Source organism: Phytobacter cepae (assembly GCF_054165735.1).
Window position 1 is genome coordinate 3,482,241 of the sequence record NZ_CM135107.1, and the last position, 11,772, is coordinate 3,494,012.

12 protein-coding genes and 1 riboswitch are annotated in these 11,772 nt (G+C 54.0%); of the genes, 4 read left to right on the forward strand and 8 right to left on the reverse strand.

Features of this window, described 5'->3' with window-relative positions:
- Positions 1–5: 5 nt before the first annotated feature.
- The 7 genes from ACUY4Q_RS16325 to moaA form a co-directional block, all read right to left on the reverse strand.
- Positions 6–707: a Bax inhibitor-1 family protein gene (locus tag ACUY4Q_RS16325; RefSeq protein WP_458043779.1), complete on the reverse strand. Its 702-nt coding sequence runs from the start codon at positions 705–707 to the stop codon at positions 6–8.
- 48 nt (positions 708–755) lie between these two features.
- The gene (locus ACUY4Q_RS16330; protein WP_458043780.1) at positions 756–1,463 is read right to left on the reverse strand and encodes a Bax inhibitor-1/YccA family protein; all 708 of its coding nucleotides are present in this window, start codon (positions 1,461–1,463) and stop codon (positions 756–758) included.
- A gap of 59 nt (positions 1,464–1,522) precedes the next feature.
- The gene (moaE, locus tag ACUY4Q_RS16335) at positions 1,523–1,975 is read right to left on the reverse strand and encodes a molybdopterin synthase catalytic subunit MoaE (RefSeq protein ID WP_458043781.1); all 453 of its coding nucleotides are present in this window, start codon (positions 1,973–1,975) and stop codon (positions 1,523–1,525) included.
- A gap of 2 nt (positions 1,976–1,977) precedes the next feature.
- Positions 1,978–2,223, reverse strand: a complete 246-nt coding sequence (gene moaD / locus ACUY4Q_RS16340; RefSeq protein ID WP_458043782.1) for a molybdopterin synthase sulfur carrier subunit — start codon at positions 2,221–2,223, stop codon at positions 1,978–1,980.
- Entirely contained in the window at positions 2,216–2,701 is a 486-nt protein-coding gene (gene moaC, locus ACUY4Q_RS16345; protein ID WP_458047368.1) for a cyclic pyranopterin monophosphate synthase MoaC, read from the reverse strand. The genes moaD and moaC overlap by 8 nt, the downstream gene beginning before the upstream one ends.
- 3 nt (positions 2,702–2,704) lie before the next feature.
- Entirely contained in the window at positions 2,705–3,217 is a 513-nt protein-coding gene (gene moaB / locus ACUY4Q_RS16350; RefSeq protein ID WP_458043783.1) for a molybdenum cofactor biosynthesis protein B, read from the reverse strand.
- A gap of 20 nt (positions 3,218–3,237) precedes the next feature.
- Entirely contained in the window at positions 3,238–4,227 is a 990-nt protein-coding gene (gene moaA, locus ACUY4Q_RS16355; RefSeq protein WP_458043784.1) for a GTP 3',8-cyclase MoaA, read from the reverse strand.
- Positions 4,215–4,360, reverse strand: a riboswitch (molybdenum cofactor riboswitch). Its footprint overlaps the gene before it by 13 nt.
- A 226-nt stretch (positions 4,361–4,586) precedes the next feature.
- Between moaA and yvcK the strand changes: the two genes are divergently transcribed.
- The 4 genes from yvcK (at position 4,587) to pmrB (ending at position 8,998) form a co-directional block, all read left to right on the forward strand.
- Positions 4,587–5,495 carry a uridine diphosphate-N-acetylglucosamine-binding protein YvcK gene (gene yvcK, locus ACUY4Q_RS16360; protein WP_458043785.1) on the forward strand — a complete coding sequence of 303 codons (909 nt, stop codon included), beginning with the start codon at positions 4,587–4,589 and terminating at the stop codon, positions 5,493–5,495.
- 109 nt (positions 5,496–5,604) lie between these two features.
- Positions 5,605–7,248: a phosphoethanolamine transferase EptA gene (gene eptA / locus ACUY4Q_RS16365; protein ID WP_458043786.1), complete on the forward strand. Its 1,644-nt coding sequence runs from the start codon at positions 5,605–5,607 to the stop codon at positions 7,246–7,248.
- Positions 7,245–7,925: a two-component system response regulator PmrA gene (gene pmrA, locus ACUY4Q_RS16370; protein WP_458043787.1), complete on the forward strand. Its 681-nt coding sequence runs from the start codon at positions 7,245–7,247 to the stop codon at positions 7,923–7,925. Before eptA ends, pmrA begins: the two co-directional genes overlap by 4 nt.
- Before the next feature lie 2 nt (positions 7,926–7,927).
- Positions 7,928–8,998 (forward strand): two-component system sensor histidine kinase PmrB, encoded by a 1,071-nt coding sequence (gene pmrB / locus ACUY4Q_RS16375; protein ID WP_458043788.1) that lies wholly within the window; start codon positions 7,928–7,930, stop codon positions 8,996–8,998.
- 192 nt (positions 8,999–9,190) lie between these two features.
- On the opposite strand, the gene uvrB is transcribed toward pmrB, so the two are convergent.
- Complete coding sequence (uvrB, locus tag ACUY4Q_RS16380) at positions 9,191–11,212, reverse strand: excinuclease ABC subunit UvrB (RefSeq protein ID WP_458043789.1); 2,022 nt, start codon at positions 11,210–11,212, stop codon at positions 9,191–9,193.
- Between the last annotated feature and the right edge of the window lie 560 nt (positions 11,213–11,772).

Here is an 11,772-nt window from a genome sequence, read left to right on the forward strand (position 1 = left end):
GAGCTCTAATGTAAGGAGCCGCCGTGCGTCATGCTGGAAAGCCAGTCCACCAGCACACGCAGCAGGTCAACCAGCATCGTAATCAAACCCAGCCATACCGTCAGTGCGCCACGGAGGGCGCAAGATTGGGTAGTAACATAATCCCGGGCATACAGTGAACGCGCATCGGCCTGAACCTCTGCACTTTTACTGGCGCTCGCCAGCAAAAAAAGCAGGAGAAATGCGCTGGTGCCTACCCATCGCCAGCCACTGCTATGGGTGACGATATTAACCAGTATCGAAAGCCCCACACCGCTCACTAACAGCAGAAAATAATAACGTTTACCTGAGGTAAAGCGTGCTAAAACGGCACCGCTGGCATACATACCGCCGGTCAATCCAAAGGCCAGTAAAGCCGCGTGTAACGGGAAGATGCTGGCGCTCAACAGGCCCGTTAGCAGGCTCATGGTCACAAGCACGCTGAAGGCCATTAAGGCAGTAAAGCGAGGCACGAAACGTCTAAGAATGAGCCCACTGCCCAGCCAGAGAACCACAAACAATACGATGTAACCACTGCCCGCAACCTGCTCACGGAAAAAGGTCTGGCTAAGCGCGAGCCAGGCCGTGGCGGCACTCAATGCCATGCTGAGTACAAGCCACAGCGAAAGGCGTGTGGTCACTTCGCGCGGATAAATCGGTGGCGGAGTTATCCATCCCGTGGAAATCATCACATCATCCTGTAAAAAACCCGGCCGCAGCCGGGTGGAAGGTCTCTTTTAACGTCGGTTGCCAAAGATACGCAGCAGCATCAGGAACAGGTTGATAAAGTCCAGATAGAGCGTTAACGCACCTAAAATCGAATATTTGCGCAGGGTGGATTTATCCTGCACATCGATTTGCGAACCGATATTTTTCAGCTTCTGGGTGTCGTAAGCGGTCAGGCCAACAAATACGATCACACCCACATAGGTCACGACCCACATCAGGGTCTCGCTTTTCAGCCAGAAGTTAACCAGCGATGCCAGAATGATGCCAATCAGCGCCATAAACAGCATATTGCCAAATCCGCTGAGATCGCGTTTGGTGGTGTAACCGTAAAGGCTCATGGCACCAAACATCCCGGCGGTGACCACGAAGGTCGCGGCAATCGATTCGGCAGTGTAGATATACAGAATGCTGGAGAGCGTCAGCCCGGTCAGCGCGGAATACAGCATGAACAGCGTGGTGGCGACCCCTGCACTTAACCGATGAATCATGCCCGAAAGCACAAACACCAGCGCCAGTTGGGCAATGATCAAGCCAAAGAAGGTGATCTGGCTTGAGAACACAAGGGCCATGATGTTTTCGTTACTGGCGGCATAACCTGCCACAAATGCGGTCAGTAACAGGCCGCAGGTCATCCAGCCGTAGACCTGGGCCATGTAGGTTTGCAGGCCGGTGCGGGCGGATGAGACTATTGAATCGGATCGCGGAAATCGGTCCATAAATCGCTCCTGATTGATGGGATAACTCGCTTTAAGCCTAACACATTCGGGGTAAAACGTTACCAGCGCTGTGCCGCCTGCTGGTCACTGTCCCGCGCTTCCACCCAGCGGTCGCCCTCCGGCGTCGCTTCACGTTTCCAGAACGGCGCACGGGTCTTTAAGTGATCCATAATGAACTGCCCGGCGTCGAAGGCGCTGCTGCGATGGGCGCTGGTGACGCCAACAAAAACAATATCATCGCCAGGCCAGAGTTCGCCCACCCGATGTATCACGGTGACGCGTCCCAGCGACCAGCGTTCGCGCGCCTCTTCAACGATAGCAGTGAGCGATTTTTCCGTCATGCCGGGGTAGTGCTCAAGCGTCAATGCACTCACGCTGTCGCCCAGATTGTGATTGCGGACTTTGCCGGTAAAGGTCACCACGGCGCCGTCTTCATCCCCCTGCGCCAGCCAGTGATACTCCTCGCCGACGTTAAACGGGGCAGTGCCTACCAGAATGCGTGTCAGTGTCATCCTCAGCCTCCGGTCACCGGTGGGAAAAAGGCCACTTCATCGCCATCTGCTACCGGGGTGTCGAAACTCACCAGCGTTTGATTGACGGCCGCCAGCAGCTTGCCCTCTTCCAGCGCCAGCGCCCAGCGGTCGCTCTGTTGCGCCAGATGATGACGGATGGACTCGACGCTGGTAAATGCACTCTCCAGCGTCAGTTGGTCACAGCCGGTCAGTTCACGCACCTGCGCAAAAAACAGTATCTTAATCATGGCTCTCTACCTTGAAATCACCGGATTTGCCGCCGCTTTTTGCCAGCAGTCTGACCGGCCCGATGACCATGTCTTTCTGGACGGCTTTGCACATATCGTAAATGGTCAGTGCCGCAACGGAGGCAGCGGTCAGGGCTTCCATCTCGACGCCGGTTTTGCCGCTCAGACGACAGACCGACTCAATACGCACGCGGTTATGTTCAGGCTGCGCCTCCAGTTGCACTTCCACTTTGCTGAGCAGCAAGGGGTGGCAGAGTGGAATCAAATCCCAGGTGCGTTTCGCCGCCTGAATCCCGGCGATACGGGCGGTGGCAAACACATCACCTTTATGGTGGCTGCCATCAAGGATCATCGCAAGCGTCGTGGGGAGCATGGTAACAAAGGCTTCGGCACGGGCCTCGCGTACGGTTTCCGCCTTGGCAGACACGTCCACCATGTGCGCCTCGCCATCGGCATTGATATGGGTCAGTTGTGTCATCATTCAGGGCTTCATGTGGGAGTGGAAGTTACAGGGACGGGTGCGAGCATCCAGTTGCGGGGCAATAATGTGTTCCCAGGCCGTACGGCAGGCTTTCGGCGAGCCGGGCATGGCAAAAATCAACGTGTGATTCGCCATCCCCGCCAGTGCGCGAGATTGCAGCGTTGAGGTGCCTATCTCTTCGAAGGAGAGCATACGGAACACTTCGCCAAAGCCTTCGATTTCACGATCGAACAGCGGCAGTAAAGCTTCAGGGGTTTGATCACCCTCGGTAAAACCGGTGCCACCGTTGACCAGCACGACCTGCACATCGTCGCTTGCTATCCAGGCCGATACCTGGGCGCGAATGGCATAACGGTTCTCTTTTACGATGGCTTTCGCCACAACATGGTGACCACTTTCCTCAGCTGCGTCGCGCAGCCAGTGCCCGGCGGTGTCATCGTCTTCACCACGACGACTGGACACGGTAAGAATCGCGATACGGGTTGCAACAAACTCTGCGCTGACCTGACTCATTCACTATCTCCTTATGACTTTTACCCGCCAATGTAAGAAAGGTTTTGCGTAATACCGGTATGGCCCTGATGCAGGAAATGGGTCTGCTTTTTATGCCCCAGCGCTTCAGTGATGCGTGTTTCCAGCGCCGCCTGCTGATGGTCTTCCTGCAACAGGTCGCGCAGATTTACGCCGCCGTCGCCAAACAGACACAGGTGCAACTTACCTGTCGATGAGACGCGCAGGCGGTTGCAGGTGGCACAGAAATCTTTTTCATAGGGCATGATAAGGCCGATTTCTCCGGCGTAGTCCGGGTGGCAGAACACCTGCGCCGGGCCATCGCTGCGCTGGCTTAGCTGGCGAATCCAGCCACGGCGCAGCAGTTCATCACGCAGGACCGTGCCGGAGAGGTGATGTTTGCGAAACAGCTCGCTCCCCTCACCCGTCTCCATCAGTTCAATAAAACGCAGTTGAATGCGGCGGGGTTGGATCCACGCAAGAAAGGTGTCGAGCTGGTGATGATTGACATCACGCATCAGCACGGTATTCACTTTCACTTTTTCGAAACCGGCGGCGAAGGCGGCATCAATACCGTCCATCACCTGACGGAATTTGTCCTGCCCGGTAATCGCGTGAAATTGCCGCGCATCGAGGCTGTCGACGCTGACGTTCAGTGCCGTGAGTCCGGCGTCACGCCAGTTTGCAACGTCACGCGCCAGACGATAACCATTGGTGGTCACCGCAATCTGACGGATATTCTGATTTTCGCGCACGGCGGCAATGATGTCGGTGAAGTCGCGACGCAAGGAGGGTTCGCCACCGGTCAGACGGACTTTTTCGGTGCCCATGGCGGAAAAGGCGCGCGTGACGCGGCGAATTTCCTCAAGACTGAGAAAACCTTTATTGGTAACGCCGCCGGGCTTGTAGCCATCCGGGAGGCAGTATGTGCAACGAAAATTGCACACATCGGTGATCGACAGACGTAAATAAAAAAACTTACGCGCGAACGTGTCAGTAAGTTGTGTGGCCATGTACACCTTTCCAAATACGGGAGATGCAGTCATTTCTTCCTGCACCCTGGCGGCAAATACCGGGTGGTATTGCCACGGCCAAAATGCCGTATCGTCAGACGTAGGCACAGAGGCTAGAGTGTATGTTGTATGCAACGCTAACATAGCGTTACGGCGATAGTAGCGCGAACCTTTTCCCTTCGCCATCCTAAATATCGCTATATAATTTTATATATAACGAGTTAATCGTGCATTTTCGGTATAGAGTACGTGAAAATCATGCTTTTGCTTTGATATGCGTCATTTTCCTCCCGCTGTGGCATCGTCATTTGGTGGTAGATGCGCTAACGTAACAGGGTAATTTTATCTCAAGGATTTCTATGCGTAATCGCACTCTTGCTGACCTCGACCGGGTGGTCGCACTCGGCGGTGGACACGGCCTCGGGCGGGTGATGTCTTCGTTATCGTCTCTCGGCTCCAGGCTGACGGGCATTGTTACCACCACGGATAACGGCGGGTCGACCGGGCGTATCCGCCGCTCAGAAGGCGGCATTGCGTGGGGAGATATGCGCAACTGTTTAAATCAGTTAATTGCTGAACCCAGCGTCGCTTCGGCCATGTTTGAGTACCGTTTTAGCGGTAACGGTGAACTTTCAGGCCATAACCTCGGAAATTTGATGTTAAAGGCGCTGGACCACCTTAGCGTGCGGCCTCTGGAAGCCATCAATATCATTCGAAACTTATTAAAAGTGGATGCATTTCTCATTCCCATGTCCGAACAACCTGTCGATTTAATGGCAACGGACAGTGAAGGCAATCTGGTCTATGGCGAAGTGGATATTGATCAGCTCCATTCGCCGGTTCAGGAGCTCATGCTTTTTCCCAGGGTCCACGCAACCCGCGAGGCCGTACAGGCCCTTGCTGAAGCGGATTTAATCCTGATTGGGCCCGGCAGTTTCTATACCAGCCTGCTCCCCTTACTGCTGCTTGAGGACCTTTCGCAGGCGCTCAGACGCACCCCGGCACCGGTGGTGTATATCGATAATCTGGGTAAAGAGTTGAGCGTGGCCGCCGCCAGCCTGACGCTGAAAGACAAACTCAGCATTATGGAGCAGTACGTGGGTAAACCCATTATTGATGCGGTTGTGGTAGGCCCTGGCGTAGATGTCACCGCTGTCAGCGACAAAGTCGTGATTCAGGATGTGCTGGAGGCCAGTGATATTCCCTATCGCCATGACCGTCACCTGCTGCGTATGGCGCTGGAAAAAGCGGTGCAAACCCTGGGTTAACCTCATTGCGGGCTTTTTCGGCCCGCTTTCCCCTCTTCCTTAATTTCTTAAGGTTGTCTTAAACATCGCCACCTAACATGACAGCACTGTTTCACCAGGAATCCCTGTCATGCCTGAATTTCTCTTGCGTCGGCCCACGTTTAGTCGCCTGAATTTTATCCTCTTTTTTGCGCTCTACATTGCGCTGGTGCTCAACATCGCCTTTTACCGCCAGGCCTTCGCCCTATTGCCGGTCAACTCACTGCATAACGCACTGGTCTTTTTGTCGATGCCGGTGGTGGCGTTTAGCGTGATGAACATTGTGATTACGCTCGCCTCGTTCTTACGCCTCGACCGTCTGGTTATCAGCCTGTTTGTGCTGGTGAGCGCAGCCTCGCAGTATTTCATCATGAGTTTTGGGGTGGTGATCGACCGCTCAATGATTACCAATATTCTCGACACCACGCCCGCCGAAAGTTTTGCCCTGCTGTCAGTCCGCATGATGATTGTGCTGTTCTTTACGGGCGTATTGATGACGATGGTGGCCTGGTGGATCAGGGTTAAACCATCGATGTCTGTCTGGCGCAGCATGGGGAAACGTTTAATCAGCGTGGTCGTTTCGGCCCTGCTTATCGTGATCGTTGCCCTATTGTTTTACAAAGATTACGCCTCGTTGTTCCGCAATAATAAAGAACTGGTGAAATCGCTGAGCCCCTCTAACAGCATTGCGGCATCGTTGTCCTGGTATAGCCACAACAGCATGGCGAATCTGCCCCTGCTGCGTCTTGGGGAAGATGCGAAACAGCGCCCGCAGATGCAACAAGGCCCGCGTAAAAACCTCACCATCCTCGTTTTGGGTGAAACCTCGCGGGCGGAAGACTTCTCGCTCGGGGGGTATGCGCGTGAAACTAATCCGCTGTTAAAACAAGACGATGTGGCTTATTTCCCCAATACGACCTCCTGCGGCACGGCGACGGCCATCTCTGTACCGTGCATGTTCTCCGGCATGCCACGCGCCCACTATGACGAAGCCTTAGCGCACCATCAGGAGGGTTTACTGGATATTATTCAGCGTGCCGGGCTGCAGGTGCTCTGGAATGATAATGACGGTGGCTGCAAGGGGGCCTGCGATCGCGTACCCAATCAGGATGTGACCAAACTGAATCTGCCGGGCCAGTGTATCGAGGGCGAATGCGTGGATGAGGTACTGTTCCACCAGCTTGAGGATTATATCAATCACCTGCAGCATGATGGCGTCATCGTATTACATACCATTGGCAGCCACGGGCCGACCTACTATAACCGTTACCCGGCCGCCTTCCGTAAATTCACGCCGACCTGTGATACGAACCAGATTCAGACCTGTAGCCAGCAGCAGTTGGTTAATACCTACGACAACACCATTGTGTATGTGGATTATATCGTCGATAAAGCGATTAAATTACTGCAAAGCAAACAGGATAACTTCACCACCAGTCTGGTTTACCTTTCCGATCATGGGGAGTCGCTGGGCGAGAACGGTGTCTATCTGCACGGGCTGCCTTACTCCATTGCCCCTGAGAGCCAAAAGCATGTGCCTTTTTTAATCTGGTTGTCTGATGATTATCAGAAACGCTATGGCGTCAGCAGCCAGTGTTTGCAAAAAGAAGCCCAACAGAAAAATGTGTCGCAGGATAATCTCTTTTCTACCATGCTGGGGTTAACCGGTGTGGAGACCAAAGAATACCGTGCGCAAGATGATATTTTGACCGCCTGCCGTGGAGAGCCGAAATGAAAATTCTGATCGTAGAAGATGATGCGCTGCTGCTACAGGGGCTGATGCTGGCCATGCAAAGCGAAGGCTATGTCTGCGATGGCGTCTCGACCGCGCATGAGGCAGGCTTAAGCCTGGCGACCGGTCATTACAGCCTGATGGTACTGGATTTAGGCCTGCCCGATGAAGACGGCCTGCATTTCTTACAGCGCGTGCGCCGGGAAAAATACAGCCTGCCGGTGTTGATTCTGACCGCCCGCGACACGCTTGGCGATCGCATCTCGGGGCTTGATACGGGGGCCGATGACTACCTGGTAAAACCCTTCGCGCTTGAAGAGCTTAACGCCCGTATCCGGGCGCTCCTGCGCCGGCATAACAACCAGGGCGACAACGAAATCATCAACGGTGACCTGACGCTTAACGTCTCTCGCCGGCAGGTCTGGCGCGGGGGAAATCAGGTGGAACTGACGCCAAAAGAGTATGCCCTGCTCTCTCGCCTGATGCTAAAAGCCGGCAGTCCGGTGCACCGCGAAATTCTCTACAATGATATTTACAGTTGGGATAACGAGCCGGCCACCAATACGCTGGAAGTGCATATCCACAACCTGCGCGACAAAATTGGTAAAGCGCGTATCCGCACCGTTCGCGGTTACGGCTATATGCTGGTCAACGCAGAAAAACAGGATCAGGTGGGGTGAGAATGAATTTCAAAGGCTGGACCATGCGCCGCCGGCTGGTCCTGACCATCGGCGTGATACTGGTGTTATGCCAGCTGGTGAGCGTGTTCTGGCTGTGGCATGAAAGCAAAGAGCAAATCCAACTGCTGGTAGAAAGTGCCGTGCACAACCATAACAACCACAAGCACATCCAGCACGAAGTGCATGAGGCTGTTGCCAGCTTGCTGGTGCCCAGTTTGTTGATTATCGGCCTGGCGCTGTTAATTTGCTTACAGGCTATCAAGATGATCCTGCGCCCGCTGTCTGAGCTCCAGCGAGAGCTGGATGCCCGCACGCCTGATAATCTCGAACCGATTGCGCTGAACAACTCGGTACCTGAAGTGCAGGCGGTGGAATCGGCTATCAATCAACTGGTGGAGCGGCTGACGGTGACGCTGGATCGCGAAAGGCTGTTTACCGCCGATGTCGCCCATGAGCTTCGCACCCCGCTTGCCGGGCTACGTCTGCATCTGGAGTTGATGGCCAAAACCCACGATATTCAGGTCGCGCCGCTGATTCAGCGACTCGATCAGATGACCGAAAATATCGCCCAGCTGCTGCAGCTTGCCCGCGTAGGCCAGTCATTTTCAGCGGGAAGCTATCAGCAGGTGATGCTGATGGCGGACGTGGTACTCCCCGTCTGGGGCCAGCTTGACGCCATGCTGGCGGAAAGAGAACAGGTTCTGCTTCTGCCCGAAAGCAATCGGGACGTGGCGGTCGCCGGGGATGCCACGCTGTTGCGCGTGCTGGTGAGAAATCTGGTGGAAAACGCCCACCGTTACAGCCCGACAGGGTCGACAATTCGCCTCTGTATTGAGGACGGAGACGTGCCGGTGCTGGCGGTGGAAGATGAAGGTCCCGGCATTGATGAATCGCGCAGCGGTGAGCTCAGCAAAGCCTTTGTACGCATGGACAGTCGCTATGGTGGGGCCGGTCTGGGGCTCAGTATCGTCACCCGGATTGCCCAGCTTCATGATGCGCAATTTTTCCTGCAAAACAGACAACCCACGCCCGGGGTACGGGCATGGGTGAAATTCAAACCGATTATACGTTAAGCGCGTGCTTAGTAGCTAAGAACCCAGCTGTGACTGAAGGCGATGACAATCGCCATAGACAGCGCAATAGCCAGGTACTGATAGAGTTGTTCTTTTTGCATGGCGGACCCTCCTGAATATGACTGAAGAGGGTATCGGAACAACATTAAGCCAACATTAAGGCCCGTTCACGCATTCGTGACGGGCTTCATATTATGAGACGGCGATAAAAAGTTCCCGCAATTGATGCAGCTTGTCACGACATTTTGCCGCCTCTTCAAATTCAAGATTCTGCGCATGTTGCATCATCTGCCCTTCAATCTCCTGAATTTTTTGCTGCAACGCTTTCGGCGATAACGCCATTTCTGCGGCTTCCGCCTGCGCCGGTGTCCGTGACTTGCCACGCCCTTTGGCTTTGGTTTTCGCCAGATTTTCCCCGAGGCTCAGAATGTCGACCACTTTCTTATTCAGGCCCTGAGGCGTGATGCCATTCTCTTCGTTGTACTTCTGCTGTTTCTCACGGCGACGTTCGGTTTCGTCAATGGCTTTTGCCATCGACGGCGTGATTTTGTCACCGTACAAAATGGCTTTGCCGTTGATGTTTCGCGCCGCACGGCCAATGGTCTGAATCAGCGAACGCTCAGAACGCAGGAAGCCCTCTTTATCGGCGTCAAGAATCGCTACCAGGGAGACTTCTGGCATATCCAGCCCCTCACGCAGCAAGTTGATGCCGACCAACACGTCAAACTCGCCCAGGCGCAAATCGCGAATAATTTCCATACGTTCGACGGTATCGATATCGGAGTGAAGATAACGCACCTTCTCGCCATGCTCTTCCAGATACTCGGTTAAATCTTCCGCCATCCGTTTGGTTAAGGTGGTCACCAGAACGCGCTCGTTGATGGTGGAACGCTTGCGGATTTCCGAAAGCAGATCGTCAACCTGGGTCGCCACCGGGCGCACTTCAATAATGGGATCAAGCAGGCCCGTAGGACGCACCACCTGGTCAATGACGTCTTCACCTGATTTTTCCAGCTCATATTTACCGGGTGTGGCTGAAACATAGATGGTCTGCGGCGCCAGAGCTTCAAACTCTTCAAAGCGCAGCGGACGGTTGTCCAGTGCGGACGGCAGGCGGAAGCCGTACTCCACCAGCGTCTCTTTACGCGCCCTGTCGCCTTTGAACATACCGCCAATTTGCGGGATGGTGACGTGGGACTCGTCAATCACCAGCAGGCCATCGGCGGGCAGGTAATCAAACAGCGTCGGCGGTGCTTCACCCGGCCCTCGCCCGGAGAGGTAGCGCGAATAGTTTTCAATGCCCGAGCAGTAGCCCAGCTCGTTCATCATCTCCAGATCGAACTGGGTACGCTGGGTCAGCCGCTGCTCTTCCAGAAGCTTGTTGTTGTCCATCAGCGATTTACGCCGCACCGCCAGCTCGTCTTTAATCTCTTCCATCGCCTGCACAATACGTTCACGCGGGGTAACGTAGTGAGTTTTAGGGTAGACGGTAAAGCGCGGAATCACGGACTCCACATGACCCGTTAGCGGGTCGAACAATGACAGTCGCTCCACCTCTTCATCAAACAGCTCCACACGCAGCGCAATGTCATCAGACTCCGCCGGGAAGATGTCAATCACTTCGCCGCGCACACGGAAGGTGCCGCGCTGAAAAGCCTGATCGTTGCGGGTATATTGTAGCTCCGCCAGCCGACGCAGAATGGCGCGCTGATCGATAATCATGCCGTTAGTCAGATGCAGCATCATCTTCAGGTACAAATCCGGGTCACCCAGACCGTAAATGGCAGAGACAGAGGCCACCACAATTACGTCCCGGCGCTCAAGCAGGGCTTTGGTGGCCGACAGACGCATCTGCTCAATGTGCTCGTTTACCGAGGCATCTTTCTCAATGAAGGTATCTGAACTCGGCACATAGGCTTCCGGCTGATAGTAGTCGTAATACGAAACAAAATACTCCACCGCGTTTTCCGGGAAAAACTCTTTCATTTCGCCGTACAGCTGAGCGGCAAGCGTCTTATTCGGTGCCAGAACCATCGTTGGACGCTGCAGATCTGCAATCACATTGGCGACGGTGAATGTTTTACCCGAACCGGTCACACCCAGCAGGGTCTGATGCGCCAGCCCATCTTCCAGGCCTTCTTTGAGGCGGCGAATAGCCTCGGGCTGATCGCCAGAAGGGCGAAAAGCGGAATGCAGTTTTATCGGTTTACTCATGACAGCGACCTGATGAAGGAGTGAGCGGGGAGGAAAGTAATTTTAACCATCGCGACGAGATTTGCCAATCATTAATACTGGATGTAAAAACAGTGGCGCAAACAGGAATCTGTACTAGCAGGCAGGTTTACCGGGTTTGCTCACCGTAACCTGTTCAAGGACGGCACAAAATAGCTGCCCATGCGGGTTATCCCCAGAACATTTCGTTTTTTAACATTTGTCAAGGGAGGTGATGAAAGTTTTGTGGCAGCGGGTGACACTTTTCTTACAGCCATTGCTTTTATTTAATTAGCTGAAAATAAACAACTTTTGCAAAAAGCCGCGTTTCGCATCAATTCAGGCGCAAGCCGCGTATTTACTCGCTTGTCGCACTTTTTCTAACTCTAATGCACAAGGTTATCCACAGGAATAGTGGATAACTCATTCCAGGCCATATGCACCGCCAGCCCACAGATTGTTAACAACTGCGGATTTCCGGCTCGGAAAAAATTTTTATCGCTTATTTTTGCAAAATTATGCCTAACGAAACGGAGAAGTGCGGTGCGATCGTGCTCACATTT